The organism is Rhodococcus sp. NPDC058505, from assembly GCF_042720095.1.
Lineage (GTDB): Bacteria > Actinomycetota > Actinomycetes > Mycobacteriales > Mycobacteriaceae > Rhodococcus_G.
The window spans coordinates 7,679-25,714 of the sequence record NZ_JBHXNB010000028.1; the positions used below are offsets into that span (position 1 = coordinate 7,679).

General features: G+C 69.3%; 1 protein-coding gene. It reads right to left on the minus strand.

The annotated features are described in order from the left end of the window. Positions 1-189: 189 nt before the first annotated feature. Positions 190-17,868: a non-ribosomal peptide synthase/polyketide synthase gene (locus ACFWPA_RS17430; protein WP_378571214.1), complete on the minus strand. Its 17,679-nt coding sequence runs from the start codon at positions 17,866-17,868 to the stop codon at positions 190-192. Positions 17,869-18,036 lie beyond the last annotated feature (168 nt).

An 18,036-nucleotide genomic window follows, 5' to 3' on the forward strand; every position in this document is an offset into this window, starting at 1 on the left:
GGTGTTCGCGATATCGGCGATCAGTCGCGGCAAATCCTCGACAACAAGCGCCCGCCCCTGTGAACCCACACCCGACATCTGGCCGTTCCCTTCACTACACCGCGATGCCCGGCCATGACCGACCGGAACACGCGCACACAAAAGACGTGGGACGCCACAAATTCGGGCGTCCCCGCGTGAACTATAGGTTCACTGCGTGCCGCCTGACCGGGCTTTCTCAACAATCGCTTGGGACTCGGTGACCAGGGAATCCATCACCTTCGCGAGCCCCTCCGGACCCAACGCGGGAAGGATGCCGGGGACGAGCCCGGACAGCGCGACGGTGATCGCCGCCTCCGGCTTGAGTGCCGCGCCCATCGACTTCACCACGGCCGCCACCTTGGCGGCCAGCTGCCCGAAGGTGATGGCCGTACCGTCGTGGGTCAGGGCGACGGCGTCGGACCCGACCGCCGCCGCGGCCGCAACCAGATCCGGCAGATCCGCCGCCGTCGGCTCCTGCGTCGGCGCGAATCGGGACCGTTCCTGCTCGGTCAGGATGTCGATGCCGCGCAGCAGCACCATCGGGTCGGCGGACACCGCGTCGAGGATCCGGGTGAGCCTGCCCGCGAACAGCGCGATGGTCTCCGGCAGGAACAGGTCCGTCGCGTAGGTGAACTGCATCCGGATCTCCGCGGGTGCGCCGCGGTCGTCGAAGGTCTCCTGCCCGGTGAGCTGCAGGTCGAACTTCGCCTGGTCGAAGCCGCTGTCGAGCGCCGACACCTCCAGCCCGGGCAGCTGCAGCGACCGGGCAGTCATGTTCTGGAACGCGAACATCACCTGGAACAGCGGCGAGTAGGCCGTCGACCGTTCCCGCCCGGTCACGTCGACGAGCCGCTCGAACGGCACGTCGGCGTGGTCGAAGGCGGCCAGGTCCTTCCGCCTTGCCTGCGCGAGCAGGTCGGTGAAGGTCGACCCCGAGCCGACCTCGGTGCGCAGCACCACGGTGTTGACGAACATGCCGATCAGGTCGTCGAGCACCCGCTCCCCGCGCCCGGCGACCGGGGTTCCCACGGTGATGTCGGTCGACCCGCTCATCTTCGCGAGCAGCACCGCGAACGCGCTGTGCACGACCATGAACAGCGTTGCATGGTGGTCGCGGGCGATCGCGTTCAGCCGGTCCGTCAGCTCCGCGTCGATCGTGAAGTCGTACGATCCGCCGCGCATCGACTGGCGGGCGGGGCGCCGATGATCGGTCGGCAGTTCCAGCTGCTCGGGCACCCCGGCCAGCTCGTTCACCCAGTAGTCGACCTGCCTGGCGAGCGGGGACTCCGGGTCGTCCTCGGAGCCGAGCACCGCGCGCTGCCACAGGCTGTAGTCCGCGTACTGGACCGCCAGCGGCGCCCAGCCCGGTTCCCTGCCCTCCACCCGCGACGAGTAGGCCATCATGACGTCCCTGGTCAGCGGGCCCATCGAGAAGCCGTCCCCGCTGATGTGGTGGACCACCACCACGAGCACGTGCTCCGTCGCGCTCAGCTCGAACAGCCGGGCCCGGATCGGGACCTGCGTGGTGACGTCGAATCCCAACGACACCGTCTCCAGCAGCAGGGCGGGCAGGTCCCGCTCGGCGACCCGGGCCGGGGTCAGATCCGGCCGCACCGCATCGGCTGGCCGCACCACCTGAACCGGGCCGTCGGTGCCGTCCGGGTAGACCGTCCGCAGCACCTCGTGCCGCTCCACCACGTCCCGCATCGCGGATGCCAACGCCGGGACGTCGAGCAGCCCGGACAACCGGATCGCGGCCGGGATGTTGTAGGCGGCGGAGTCCGGCATCATCCGGTTGAGCACCCACATCCGCTGCTGCGCGAGCGAGAGCGGGATGGCGTCGGGGCGCGGCATCACCGTCAGCGGCGTCCTGCCGCCGACGCCCGCGATCTCGGCGACCCGCGCGGCGAGAGCGCCGACGGTCGGTGCCTCGAACAGCAACGCCACCGGCACCGTCGTGGCAAATATTTCCCCGAGGCGCGCGGTCACCTGCGTCGCTACGAGCGAGTTGCCGCCGAGCGCGAAGAAGTCATCGTCGAGGCCGACCCGGCCCGCGGCGAGCACCTCCGCGTACACGTCCGCGACCGTCCGCTCGGCCGCGGTCTCCGGTGCGCGGAACTCCGCCACCGAGAATTCCGGGGCGGGCAGCGTCGCCCGGTCCAGTTTGCCGTTGACGGTGAGCGGCAGGGCGTCGAGCACCACGAACGCGGCGGGCACCATGTAGGCGGGCAGGCCGGCCAGCGCGTGCGCCTCGAGCCGCGCGGTGTCGAGGGTCGTGCCGGCGGCGGACACCAGGTAGGCCACCAGCCGGTCGACGCCGTCGCCGTCCGCGCGGGCGGTGACCACCACCGCGCCGACCGACTCGTCGCGGGCAAGCACCGCCTCGATCTCGCCGAGCTCGATCCGGTACCCGCGCACCTTCACCTGGAAGTCGCCGCGCTCGAGGTACTCGAGGTCGCCGCCGGCCCGCCAGGTCACCAGGTCGCCGGTGCGGTACATGCGCTCGCCGGGAAGGCCGAACGGGTTCGCGACGAAGCGGTCCGAGGTCAGGTCGGCGCGGCCGTGATAGCCACGCGCCAACTGCGTCCCCGCCAGGTACAGCTCGCCGGGCACCCCGGCGGGCACCGGGTTCAGCCGCCGATCGAGCACGAACAGTCGGGTGTTCCACTCGCCCCTGCCGATCGGCACCGACGTGCGATCGTCGTCGGTGACCCGATGCGCGGTCACCGAGACCGCGGCCTCCGTCGGGCCGTACAGGTTGACCAGTTCCGCACTGTTCGACTCCCGGAACGCCTGCGCGGTCGCCGCGGGCAGCGCCTCCCCGATCGCGAGGACGCGACGCAGGTCAGCGGACACGGCGGTGCCGCCCGCGACGGTGGACAGCATCGTCAGCATCGACGGCACCGTGTGCAGGGTCGTCACCCGCTGCTCGCGCAGCAGCGCCAGCAGGTAGTCGGGGTCCTGCTGACCACCCGGCCGGGCAATCACCAGCCGACCACCGGTCACCAGCGTCGACCAGAACTCCCACACCGATAGGTCGAAGGTCGCCGCGGTTTTCAGCAGCGCCGAATCGGTTGCATCCAGGCAGAATTCGAACCGCAGCCATTCCAGCTGGTTGACGATCGCCCGGTGGCTGACGGCAACGCCCTTCGGCCTGCCGGTGGACCCGGAGGTGAAGATGACGTACGCCGGGTGCTGCGGCCGCAGCGCGGTGATCCGCTCCGCGTCCCGCACCGGCGCGTCGGAGAACCCGGCCAGGTCGAGGGTGTCGACGTGCAGGACCGGGATGGTGCCGGCGGTGAATGCGTCCCGGTCGGTGCTGAGCACGCACACCGGTACCGCGGTGTCGAGAATGTGCGCGATCCGCTCCGCGGGGTGATCGGGATCGACCGGCACGTAGGCACCGCCCGCCTTGGTCACCGCGTACATGCCGATGACGAGTTCGACGGATCGACGCATCGCGAGCACCACCAGGGACTCCGGTCCCACCCCCGCCGCGATGAGCCTGCGCGCGAGACGGTTCACCCGGGCATCGAACTCGCGGTAGCCGAGTTCGATGCCGTCGCACCACAATGCGGGTGCCGCGGGGGTGCGGCCGACCTGCCGGTCGAACAGGTCGACGAGTGTCTGCTCGTCGACCGGTTCGGCGGTGTCGTTCCATCCACCGAGGAGCGTGATCCGCTCGGCGTCGCCGAGCAGATCGACGTCGCCGACGGGTGCCGACGGGTCCGCGACGACGGCCTCGAGCAGCCGGATGAAACGGTCCGCGAATCCGGCGACCGTCGCCTCGTCGTAGAGGTCGACCGCGTAGCTGAACACCGCATCCAGCCCCGCCGGTGCACCGGTCTCGTCGTACCGGTCGGTGAGGAAGAGCTGCAGGTCGAACTGCGCGTTCTCGGTGTCGAGGTCGAGTGCCGTGACGGTGAGGCCGGGCAGTTCCAGGCTGGTCTGCTCGTGGTTCTGGAACGAGAAGCCGACCTGGAAGATCGGGTGCCTGGCGGTGGACCGGGTCGGGTTGAGCACCTCGACCAGCCGCTCGAACGGCACATCCGCGTGGGCGAAGGCCTGCAGGTCGGTTTCCCGAATCGCGGCGAGCAGGTCCGCGAACCCGGACTCCGAGGTCACCCGGGTGCGGAAGACGAGGGTGTTGACGAACATGCCGATCAGGTCGTCGGTCGCGGCCTCGCCGCGCCCGGCGATCGGGGTGCCCACCGCGATGTCGGTGGTTCCCGACAGCCGGGCCAGCAGCACCGCGAGCGCGGTGTGCGCGGCCATGAACAGCGTCGCGCCCTGACCGCGCGCGAGGTCGCCGAGCCCGCGGTGCAGCCGCGCGTCGACCGCGAACGCGACCCGGCCGCCGCGGTGCGACTGGACGGGCGGCCGCGGCCGGTCGGTCGGAAGGGTCAGCTGATCCGGCAGCCCGGCGAGGGCGTCCCGCCAGTATCCGATCTGCTGCGCGGCAACCGAATCCGCGTCATCGTCGCTGCCGAGGAGGCGACGCTGCCACAGTGCGTAGTCGGCGTACTGCACCGGAAGCGGCGCCCAGCCGGGGGCCGTTCCCGCGATGCGGGCGGTGTAGGCGGTCATCACGTCCCGCACGAACGGGGCCATCGAGGAACCGTCCGCCGAGATGTGGTGGACCACCGACGCGAGCACATAGTCGGTCGGACCGGTCGGCGTGCGCACCTCGAACAGTCGGATCCGCACCGGAATCTCGGCGGTGACGTCGAAGCGGGTGGTCATCAGCTCGGTCAGCAGCCCGGGCAGGTCATCGGCCCGCACCCGCTCCGGGGTGAGCTCCGGGGTCGCCTGCGCGGTCTGTTCGATCAGCTGGATCGGCCCGGTCGCGGTCTCGGGGTAGCGGGTGCGCAGCGACTCGTGGCGGGCGAACACGTCGCCGACCGCGGCCCGCAGCGCGGCGACGTCGAGGTCGCCGGACATCCGGATCGCCATCGGGATGTTGTAGGCGGTCGATGCCGAGTCGAAACGGTTCAGGAACCACATCCGCTGTTGGGCAAGGGACAGCGGGAGCTGCCCCGGCCGCTGCTGCGCCACCAGCTCGGCTCGGCCGCCCTCGCCGCGGTGGGCGACGAGGCGCGCGGCCAGCTCGGCGACGGTCGACGCGTCGAACAGTGCGCGCACCGGCACCTTGGTGTCGAGGGCGGTGCCGAGCCGGGAGATCACCTGTGCGGCGGACAGGGAGTTGCCGCCGAGCTCGAAGAAGTCGTCGTCCGCACCGACCCGGTCGGCGCCGAGCACCGCGGCGAAGACGCCAGCCACGATCTCCTCCACCGGCGTCGACGGTGCCCGGAACACCCGCGCCTCGAACACCGGCGCGGGCAACGCGCGCCGATCGAGCTTCCCGTTCGCCGTCAACGGGATCTCGTCGACCACCACGAACGCCGACGGAACCATGTACGCCGGCAGCAATCCCGCCGCACCATCGCGCACCACCGCGACATCCACACCCGACGACCCGGCGGCCACCACATACGCCACCAGCACCGGATTGCCCGGGGTGTCCTCCCGAACCACCACCGCCACCTGTCGCACCGACTGCTGCGCCAGCACCGCCGACTCGATCTCACCGAGCTCGATCCGGAAGCCGCGCACCTTCACCTGATCGTCGGCGCGGCCCAGGTACTCCAGGTCCCCGCCGCGTCCCCACCGCGCAAGGTCGCCGGAGCGATACAGCAGCGACCCCGCGGCACCGAACGGATTCGCCACGAACCGTCCTGCGGTCAGGGCGGGCCGACCCAGGTAGCCCCGCGCCAACTGCCCACCCGCAACGTACATTTCACCCGGCACACCCACCGGCACCGGACGCAACCGCGCATCGAGGACGTACACCTGCAACCCGTCGATCGGCTGCCCCACCACACTCGCCGCCGACGACGAGGCCATCGCCCGGTCGAGTCCGCGATGCGACACGTGCACCGTCGTCTCGGTGATCCCGTACATGTTGACCAGCCGCGGCCCCGGCGCGCCGAGGCCGTCGCCGTGCCGGTCGAACCAGTCCGTCAACCGCCGCAGCTCCAGCGCCTCACCACCGAAGATCACCTGCCGCAACGCAAGCTGGCCGACCGAGGCCGATGCCCGGTCCACCTCCGCCAGCTGGTAGAACGCCGACGGCGTCTGGTTCAGCACCGTCACCCGCTCCCGCACCAGCAACTCCAGGAACTGATCCGGCGACCGGGACGTGAAGTAGTCCACCACCACCAGCGTCCCGCCGTAGAGCAGCGGACCCCACAACTCCCACACCGAGAAGTCGAACGCATACGAGTGGAACAGCGTCCACACATCCGACTCGTCGAACCCGTACACCGACTCGGTGTTCGCCATCAGCCGCGCGACGTTGCGGTGCGGCACCAGCACACCCTTCGGGCGACCCGTCGACCCCGACGTGTAGATCACGTACGCCACATTGCCGGGTGTCAGCGGCACGATCCGCTCCGCATCGGTCACCGGCGCAGCCGACACCGCGGCCAGGTCCACCCGGTCCAACTCGACCACCGGCAACCCGGCCGGACGCACCGCCTCCACACCCGAGCCGGTCAGCAGGCACGCCGGCGCCGCGTCGGACAGCATGAACTCGATCCGCTCCGCCGGATAGGTCGGGTCCACCGGCAGGTAGCCGGCACCTGCCTTGATCACCGCAAGCAACGCCACCACCAGATCCGCAGACCGCGGCAGCGCCACCGCCACCAACGACTCCGGGCCGACACCCATCGCAATCAACCCGCGCGCCAGACGATTCGACCGACCGTCGAGGTCGGCGTAGGTCAGGGTGTCTCCCCCGTACCGCACCGCGACCCGACCGGGGTGGGTCCGGGCCACCGCGTCGAACAGTTCCGCCAGCGTCGCGTCGACACCGGCATCGGCCCCCGCCGACGTCCACTCCGACACCACCAGCTCCCGCTCACCCGAGCCGAGCAGGTCGATGTCCCCGACCACCACCGCCGGATCCGCAACCACCTGCGTGAGGATCCGCACGAACCGGTCGCCGAACGACTCCACCGTCACCCGGTCGAACAGATCGGTGGCATAGGTGAATTCGGCCGTGAGCCCGGACGGGCGACCGTGCTCGTCGACGGCCTCCGACACCGTGAGCTGCAGGTCGAACTTCGCGACCTGCGCGTCGACGTCGGCCTCGCCGATCGTCAGGCCCGGCAGTTCCAGGCTCACCCGCCCCAGATTCTGGAACGTCAACGCCACCTGGAACAGCGGGTGCCGGGCCTGCGAGCGCTGCGGGTCGAGTGCCTCCACCAGCCGCTCGAACGGCACATCGGCGTGCGCGAAGCCGGCGATGTCGGTGTCCCGGACCCGCGCGAGCAGATCCGTGAAGGTGGCCGTCGGCTCCACCCGGCTCCGCAGCACCAGTGTGTTGACGAACATGCCGACCAGGTCGTCGAGCGCGGCGTCACCGCGACCGGCGACCGGGGCACCGATCGCGATGTCCTCGGTGTTCGACAGTCGCGCCAGCAGCACCGCCAACGCCGCGTGCACCACCATGAACATCGTGGCGCCCTCCCCGCGGGCAAGGTCGCCGAGCGCGGCGTGCAGCTCGGCGTCCACGGTGACGGTGGTGCCTGCGCCGCGATACGACGCCACCGCGGGCCGGGTCCGGTCGCTCGGGAGCTCCAGCTGGTCCGGCAGGCCCGACAGCTCGCGTGACCAGTGCACCAGTTGCCGGGAGATCAGCGACTCGGGGTCGTCCTCCGACCCGAGCACCTCCCGCTGCCACAGCGCGTAGTCGGCGTACTGCACCGGCAGCGGCGACCAGGTGGGGGCCTGGCCTGCGCTGCGGGCGCCGTACGCGGTCATCACGTCCCGGACCAGCGGGGCCACCGAGAAGCCGTCGGCGGCGATGTGATGCACGACGAACATCAGCACGAACTCGGTCTCCCGCAACGCGAACAGGGTTGCCCGCAGGGGGATCTGCACGGTGACGTCGAACCCGGCGCTGGCCTCGGCCACGATGGCCGCGGGCAGGTCGTGGTCGGTCACGGGTGTCGGCATCAGGTCCGGGACGGCGTCGGCGAGCGGCACGATCACCTGCATCGGGCCCTCCGCCGTGTCGGGGTATCGAGTCCGCAGCACCTCGTGCCGTGCCACCACGTCCGCGACGGCCGCCTGCAGCGCGGGGATGTCGAGCTGCCCGGACAGCGTGATCGCGGCCGGGATGTTGTTGACGGCGGATGCGGTGTCGAACTGGTTGAGGAACCACATCCGGGACTGTGCCGGGGAGAGGGGAAGCCGTTCCGGGCGCGGGCCCGCAACCAACGCGACCCGGCCACCAACACCGGCCTGCGACTCCACCCGCGCCGCCAAATCCGACACCGTCGACGCCTCAAACAACACCCGCACCGGCACCAGCGCATCCAACGCCGCACCCAACCGCGCCACCACCTGCGTCGCGATCAACGAGTTGCCACCCAACTCGAAGAAATCATCATCGAGACCCACCCGCTCCACACCCAGCAGATCCGCGAACGTGACCGCCACGATCTCCTCCACCGGAGTCGACGGCGCCCGGAACACCCGCGCCTCAAACACTGGCACCGGCAGCGCCGCACGATCCAACTTCCCCGCCGCATTCAACGGGAACGCCTCAAGCACAACGAACGCCGACGGAACCATGTACGACGGCAACACCGCGCGCAGCGCCCCCCTCAGCGCATCGGCATCCACCTCAACACCGGAGACCGGCACCACATGGGCCACCAACGCATCCCCGACACGCTCATCGCGGTGCACCGTCACGACGGACTGCGCCACCGACGCAACCGTCAGCAACGCCGCCTCGATCTCGCCCAACTCAATCCGCTGCCCACGCAACTTCACCTGAAAATCCGTACGACCGATGTACTCCAACTCACCAGCAGCGGCCCACACCACCAGATCACCCGTCCGGTACATCCGCTCCCCGACCCGGAACGGATTCGCCACAAACCGATCCGCCGTCAAATCCACCCGACCGTGATAACCCCGCGCCAACTGCACACCCGACAGATACAACTCACCCGCCACACCCACCGGCACCGGCCGCAACCGACCATCCAACACAAACACCTGCGTATTCGGCACCGGCACACCCATCGGCACCGACACCACCTCGGTCCCATCCACCCAACGATGCGTCGAATGCACCGCAGCCTCCGTCGGGCCATACAAATTGTGCAATTGCGCACCACTGACAGAGGTGAAACGCGACGCCGTCACCGCAGGCAACGCCTCCCCCGCCGCAAACACCTGCCGCAACGCCACATCCGCCGAACCGCACACGCCCTGCAGATAATCAACGAACACCGACAACATCGACGGCACAAACGACGTCGCCGTAATCCCCCGCTCCGCAATCACCGCAGCCAAATACTCCGGATCCCGATGACCATCCGGCCGCGCAACATGCACCCGACCACCAGTCACCAACGGAACAAACAACTCCCACACCGACACATCAAACGTCAACGGCGTCTTCTGCAGGACGACGTCATCCGCACCGAACCCATACCGCGACGCCATCCACGCCACCTGATTCACCACCGCACGATGGCTCACCGCCACACCCTTCGGCCGACCCGTCGACCCCGACGTGAAAATCACATACGCCGCATTCTCCGGACGCAACGGCCGAACCCGCTCAACATCCGCAATCGGCGCATCCGAAACACCAGCAAGGTCGAGCCCGTCCACCAACAGGACAGACCTCACCCCCGCCTCGAAGCCATCGCGCACCGTCGACAACACCACCACCGGATCCGCAGAATCCAGGATGTGCCCAACCCGGTCCGCCGGCTGATCCGGATCCACCGGCACATACCCCGCACCAGCAGCCTGCACCGCATAGATCCCGACGATCATCTCCACCGACCGGCGCATCGCCACCGCAACCAACGACTCCGGCCCCACACCCACCGACAACAAATACCGCGCCAAACGATGCACCCGCGACGCAAACTCGCCATACGACAGCGACTCACCCTCAAACACCACCGCCACCGCACCCGGCGTGGCCGCCGCCTGCACCTCAAACAACTCCACCAACGTCCCCGACCCAAGATCGGCAGCGGTGTCATTCCACCCCGACACCACCAGCGCACGCTCGTCGGCGTCGAGCAACTCGATGTCCCCGACTAGCACCGCCGGATCCGCGACAACGGCGTCGATGATCCGGGTCAGCCGCGCACCCAGGTTCGCGATGGTCTCCGCATCGAAAAGGTCGGTGGCGTAGGTGAAGTCCGCGACAAGCCCGTCGGCCGCGCCGCCGGCGGCCGATTCGGTGACGGTGACGTGCAGATCGAACTTCGCGATCTGTTCGTCGTACTCCACCTGTTCGACGCGCAGCCCGGGCAGTTCGAGCCGGGCGGTTCCGATGTTCTGGAACGCGAGCATCACCTGGAACAGCGGGTGGCGCGCCTGCGAGCGTGCCGGATCGATCACCTCGACGAGCCGCTCGAAGGGCACGTCGGCGTTGCCGAACGCCGCAATGTCGGCGTCCCGGGTGCGGGCCAGCAGCTCCGCGAACGGCAGCGCCGCGTCGACGTCGGTGCGCAGCACCAGCGTGTTCACGAACATCCCGATCACGTCGTCGAGGGCGCGTTCACCCCGGCCCGCGACCGGTGTGCCGATGGCGATGTCGCTGGTGCCGCTGAGTCGGGCGAACAGCACCGACAGCGCCGCGTGCAGCACCATGAACATGGTGGTGTGGTGTTCGCGGGACAGGGACTCGAGCCGGGTGTACCGGTCCGTGCCGATCTCGATGCGGTGGGTGGCCCCGCGATGGGACGCGACCGCGGGCCGCGGCCGGTCGGTGGGGAGCGCCAGCTGGTCGGGCAGCCCGTGCAGCGCGTCCCGCCAGAAGCCGACCTGCTGGGAGATCAGCGAATCCGGGTCGTCCTCGGAGCCGAGCACCGCACGTTGCCACAGGCTGTAGTCCGGGTACTGCACCTCGAGCGGGGACCAGTCGGGGGCGGCGCCCGCGGTGCGCGCGGTGTACGCGAGCATCACGTCGCGGGCCAACGGCGCCATCGACCAGCCGTCCGCGCTGATGTGGTGGACGACTACGGCGAGGACGTGTTCGTCCGTGCCGAGTTCGACGAGCCGTGCGCGCACCGGGATCTGGGTTCGCACATCGAATCCGGTCGAGGCGAAGTCGACGAGGATGTCATCGAGTTCGGCTGCACTGCAAGCGATTCGATCGAGTTTCGTCGGCACGTCGGCCGGGTCGAGCACCACCTGCACGGCACCGAGCTCGGTTTCGGGGAACACCGTGCGGAGCGACTCGTGCCGGGTGAGCACGTCCACGACCGCGGCCTGCAGGGCATCGACGTCCAGGGTTCCCGACAACCGCATCACCATCGGGAGGTGATAGACGGTGGCGTTGCTGTCGAACCGGTTGAGGAACCACATCCGCTGCTGCGCCAGCGACAGCGGGATGGACGCAGGCCGGTCCGTCGCGGTCAGCGCGGGGCGGGCACCGCTCCCCACGTGGTCGGCCGCCCAGCCGGCGAGCGCGGCGACGGTGGGCGCCTCGAACAGGATCCGCACCGGGACGGTGACGTCGAGGGCGACACCGAGCCGGGCCACCACCTGGGTGGCGATCAGGGAGTTGCCGCCGAGGTCGAAGAAGTCGTCGTCGAGTCCCACCCGGTCGACGCCGAGCACGTCCGCGAAGGTGCCAGCGACGGTCTTCTCCACCGGGGTCGACGGCGCCCGATACGCGCGCGCCTCGAACACCGGTGCGGGCAACGACTTCCGGTCCAGCTTCCCGACCGGCGTCCGGGGAATCTCGTCGATCACCATGATCGCGGCGGGCACCATGTGGGAGGGCAGCCGCTCACCGAGCGCGGCCTTGAGTTCGGCCACGTCGATGGCGGCGCCGGGCGCGGCAAGCACGTAGGCGACCAGGGCGGTGTGCCCGCCTGCCCCCTCGTGACCGAGGGTTACCGCGAAGTCGATGCCGGGACGGGCGGCGAGCGCCGCGTCGATCTCGCCCAGTTCGATGCGGAAGCCGCGCACCTTCACCTGGAAGTCGGACCGGCCGAGATAGTCGACCTCGCCGTTCTCGGTCCAGCGAGCGACGTCGCCGGTGCGGTACATCCGCTGGCCCACGCCGCCGAACGGGTCCGCGACGAACCGCTCCGCCGTGAGACCCGCCCGCCCGCGGTAGCCGCGGGCCAGGCCGGGGCCGGACAGGTACAGCTCCCCGACCACACCGACGGGGACGGGGTTGAGCCGGTGGTCGAGGATGGCGTTCCGGATCCCGGCGGTGGGGTGGCCGATGGTGATGTGCTCGCCCGGCGCCAGCGCATCGGTGCAGCTGGCGACGACGGTGCTCTCGGTCGGCCCGTACGCGTTGACGAACCGTCGACCGACCGACCAGGCGGCCATCAGTTCCGGCGGGCACGCCTCGCCGCACACCACGACGACGCCCAGCTCGTCGAGGGGTTCCGGGTCGACGGTCGCCAGCGCACCCGGGGTGATGACGACGTGCGAGACCCGTTCCCGGCGCAGCAGTTCCGTCAGCTCGGGTCCGCCCCACACGGTCGGCGGTGCGATGACCATGGTGGCCCCGACGCCGAAGGCGACGATCAGTTCATAAAACGCGACGTCGAAGCTCGGGGACGCGACGTGCAGCGTCCGTGCCCCGGGGACGATCCGGTAGTCCTCGCGCTGGTGGTCACGCACGTTCGCGATGCCCGCGTGGGTGACGACGACGCCCTTGGGCAGTCCGGTGGAGCCGGAGGTGTAGATGAGGTATGCGGGGTGGTCGATCCGCAGCGGCCGGATCCGGTCCGCATCGGTCACCGGGGAGCCGGACAGCGCTGACGCCGACTCTTCGGCCCGGTCGAGCGCGAGCCATTCGACCGACGGCGGCAGGTCCGCGATCTCGTCGGTGCAGCTGACACCGAGCACCGCGCCGGAGTCGGTGACCATGTGCATGATCCGGTCCTGCGGATAGGTCGGATCGACCGGCACGAAGGCGGCACCGGCCTTCGCGACCGCCCACACCGACAGAATCGATCGCAGGGACCGTCGAATGGCCAGTGCCACCGTCGTTTCCGGACCGACGCCGCGGGAGATCAGCAGTCGGGCCAGTCGCGACGAGCGTTCGTCCAGTTCCCGGTAGGTCAGGGACCCGTCCTCGCTGACCAGTGCGGTGGCCTCGGGGTCGCGGGCCGCTGCCGCGGCGAGGAGGTCGGGCAGCAGTCGCGGGTCGGTGCCGGCGGCCGGGCCGCCGGGTCGCAGCCCGGTCCGCGGGTCGACGCGCTGCAGCAGGTCGGTGCGCTCGGCGGCGGACAGGATCTCAATGTCGCCGACCGGGCGGGTCGGATCGCGGAGCACCGCAGAAAGAATCCGGGTGAACCGCTCCGCGAATCCGATGACCGTCGCCTCGTCGAACAGGTCGGTGGCGTACACGAATTCGGCGGGCATGACCCCGGAGTCGGTGGCCTCGCGCAGCGTCAGCTGCAGGTCGAACTTGGAGACATCGACCTGGACCTCCCCGGCCGTGACCGACAGCCCGGGCAGTTCGAGGGTGGTCTCGCCCATGTTCTCGAAGGACAGCACCACCTGGAACAGCGGGTGGCGGGAGGTGGACCGGGCAGGGTTGAGCACCTGGACGAGCCGCTCGAACGGCACGTCGGCATGGGAGAACGCCGACAGGTCGGTGTCCCGGACATGGGACAGCAGATCGGTGAACGACGACCCCGGGTCGACCTGGGTGCGCAGCACCAGGGTGTTGACGAACATCCCGATCACATCGTCGAGCGCCTGCTCGCCGCGTCCCGCGACCGGGGTGCCGATGGCGATGTCGCTGGTCCCGCTCAGCCGGGACAGCAGCACACCCAGCGCCGCGTGCACGACCATGAACGGCGTGACCCCGTGCGCGCGCGCGAGCGCGGCCAACGCTTCCGTGACGTCCTCGTCGATCGTGAACCCGACCCGGCCGCCGCGGAAGGACTGCACCGCGGGCCGCAGACGATCCGCGGGCAGGTCCAGCTGGTCGGGAATCCCCGCCAACGCGCCGCGCCAGTAGTCGATCTGGCCTGCGGACACCGAGGTCGGATCGTTCTCGTCGCCGAGCACTTCCCGCTGCCACAGCGCGTAGTCGGCATACTGCACCCGCAGCGGCGGCCACTCGGGCAGGGTGCCGCCGGCCCGGGCGGTGTATGCGGTCATCACGTCGCGGGCGAGGACCGCCCAGGACATGCCGTCCGCGGCGATGTGATGCAGAACGAGCGCAACGGCAAGCTCGTCGGCACCGATCGCGAGGATGCGCACCCGGAACGGGATCTCCTCGGCCACATCGAATCCGGCGGCGGCGAACTCCGTCAGCGCGGTCGCCAGATCCGCGTCGGGCACGACCCGCACGGACAGGTCGAGATCCACCTCGTCGGCGGGTAGGACCACCTGGTGGACGCCGTCCGCGGACTCGGGGAACACGGTGCGCAGCGACTCGTGCCTGCCGACGACGTCGAGCAGTGCCGCGCGCAGCGCAGCGGTGTCGGTGCGGCCTGCGAGCCGCACGACCAGCGGAAGGTTGTACGTTGCCGCGGCCGTGTCGTACTGGTTGAGGAACCACATGCGTTGCTGCGCAAGGGATAGTGGGATGCGATCGGGTCGGATTCGGCCCGTCAGGTGGGGTCGCTGCTCCCCCCGCGAACCCGCCCGCTCGGCACGGTCGGTGATGGCGGCGACGGTGGGCGCCTCGAACAGCGCGCGCACCCCCAACCGGATCCCGAACGCGGCCCCGATCCTGGCCACCACCTGGTTCGCGTTGAGGGAGTTGCCACCCAACTCGAAGAAGTCGTCGTCGAGCCCGACCTGACCGACACCGAGGACGTCTGCGTAGACGGCGGCGACGACCTCCTCCGCCGGGGTTCGGGGGGCGCGGAACGCCCGTCCGCCCGCGGTGACGTCGGGCACCGGGAGCGCCGTCCGGTCCAGCTTGCCGCTGGCATTGAGCGGGAACGCCTCGAGCGCCATCACCACCGACGGCACCATGTACGACGGCAACACCGACCCGACCGCGGACCGCAGCTCGTCGACATCGAGCACCGCGCCGGCGGTGGGCACGGCATACCCGACGAGGTGCTCACCGGCGGCGGAATCGCCGCGCACGACCACGACACTCTGTGATACCCCGGGCAGGCCGTTCAGTACCGCCTCGATCTCGCCCAACTCAATCCGCTGCCCACGCAACTTCACCTGAAAATCCGTACGACCGATGTACTCCAACTCACCAGCAGCGGCCCACACCACCAGATCACCCGTCCGGTACATCCGCTCCCCGACCCGGAACGGATTCGCCACAAACCGATCCGCCGTCAAATCCACCCGACCGTGATAACCCCGCGCCAACTGCACACCCGACAGATACAACTCACCCGCCACACCCACCGGCACCGGCCGCAACCGACCATCCAACACAAACACCTGCGTATTCGGCACCGGCACACCCATCGGCACCGACACCACCTCGGTCCCATCCACCCAACGATGCGTCGAATGCACCGCAGCCTCCGTCGGGCCATACAAATTGTGCAATTGCGCACCACTGACAGAGGTGAAACGCGACGCCGTCACCGCAGGCAACGCCTCCCCCGCCGCAAACACCTGCCGCAACGCCACATCCGCCGAACCGCACACGCCCTGCAGATAATCAACGAACACCGACAACATCGACGGCACAAACGACGTCGCCGTAATCCCCCGCTCCGCAATCACCGCAGCCAAATACTCCGGATCCCGATGACCATCCGGCCGCGCAACATGCACCCGACCACCAGTCACCAACGGAACAAACAACTCCCACACCGACACATCAAACGTCAACGGCGTCTTCTGCAGGACGACGTCATCCGCACCGAACCCATACCGCGACGCCATCCACGCCACCTGATTCACCACCGCACGATGGCTCACCGCCACACCCTTCGGCCGACCCGTCGACCCCGACGTGAAAATCACATACGCCGCATTCTCCGGACGCAACGGCCGAACCCGCTCAACATCCGCAATCGGCGCATCCGAAACACCAGCAAGGTCGAGCCCGTCCACCAACAGGACAGACCTCACCCCCGCCTCGAAGCCATCGCGCACCGTCGACAACACCACCACCGGATCCGCAGAATCCAGGATGTGCCCAACCCGGTCCGCCGGCTGATCCGGATCCACCGGCACATACCCCGCACCAGCAGCCTGCACCGCATAGATCCCGACGATCATCTCCACCGACCGGCGCATCGCCACCGCAACCAACGACTCCGGCCCCACACCCACCGACAACAAATACCGCGCCAAACGATGCACCCGCGACGCAAACTCGCCATACGACAGCGACTCACCCTCAAACACCACCGCCACCGCACCCGGCGTGGCCGCCGCCTGCACCTCAAACAACTCCACCAACGTCCCCGACCCAAGATCGGCAGCGGTGTCATTCCACCCCGACACCACCAGGTCGAGCTCGGCCGCGGTGGCCGCGGTCAACGACCACACCGGTGTCTGGGCGTCCGCGCGCACGAACCGGTCGAAGAAGTCCAGGAATCGCGAATGCTGCTGCTGCGCTTCCTGGTCGGTGTAGAGGTTGGGGTTGGACTCGAAATCGATGTGGGTGCGGGTGCCGCCGACGCTCTGATAGAAGTTGACGCCCAGGTCCTCGATGATGCCGGTGGAGAGGACGTTGTACTCGCCGACGATCGAGCCGAGCGACACCTCGTTGTGGAACAGCATGATGTTCACGAGCGGACCGAGCAGGTCGCGGTGCGCGGTGCCCGCCGCGGCGCCGCGGCGGATGTCCTCGTACCGGTACCGCTGACGCCGCAGTGCCCCCGAGACGGCGACCTGCACCTGCTTGAGCAGTTCGGCAACCGTGGTGTCCGCGCCGACCCGCAGCCGCAGCGGAAGCACGTTGGACATCATGCCGCCCGACCTGCGGGCCGCCGCGGTGGTGCGCGCGGTGACGGGCAGGGTGAGGACGACGTCCTCGGTGCCGGAGATCTGCGCGAGGTAGCTCGCGAATGCCGCGATCAGCATGCCTGCGGGCGAGGAGTTCTGCTCCGCGACCACCGCTTCGAGGCGGCGGGCGACGCCGTCGGACAATGCCGCGCTGGTGATCCGGTTGACCGCGGACGGCGCCGCGGTGCGACCGCTGAGGCTGGTGCCCTGCTCCAGCCCGGCGATCCGCTCGGCCCAGTACTCGCCGTCGGCGGTGAATCGGGGGCTCTCCCGGTAGGCGGCATCGGATTCGTACAGTGCGCGCAGGTCGACCGTCGTGAAGGGTTCCGGTTCGCGACCCTCGATCGCGGCGGTGTAGAGCTCGGCGACCCGGGTCATGAAGTTCATTGCCCCGAAGCCGTCGAGGATGATGTGGTGGCAGCGCGAGTACCAGAAGTAGCGGTTGTCCTCGACGCGGAGCACGGCAGCGAGGATCAGTCGGTCCGCGAGGAGGTCGAGCGGAGCGCTGTAGTCCTCGAGCATCCACGCGTTGGCTGCGGCAACCGGATCGGATTCAGCACGGAAGTCCCGGTTGATCATGGAGTCGTCGATGGTGAGGTCGACCATCTGGCAGGGCTGACCGTCGCGTTCGAGGAGCCGAAGCCACCCGGACCCGAACTCCGTCGATGCGACCCGGCTGGCCCGCTCGAGGACGTCGAAATCGACGTCGCCACGCAGATCGACGTACTGGGCGATGTTGATCGGGACCTCGGGGTCGAGGTGCTGGGCGTACCACATCCCCAGCTGCGCCGGCGACAGGGGAAAGACGTCGAACTGTTCGACCCCGTCGGTCTGGACCGTTCGGTCGAAGTCGGTGCTGTCGAATCCGTCGATGGCAGTCAACGATGTACCCCTGATTCCGGAATGCGTCGCAAGTTCCCCAGCCGTTCGAACAGCGCGACCCGCGAATCGGGCATAGCTCGCGCCCGGACAGACATGGCGAACCGAATGGAATTTGTCTTAAGGAAGCCGAATTCGGCTCAAGGCGCGCGCCACCCGCGCGAAACCACT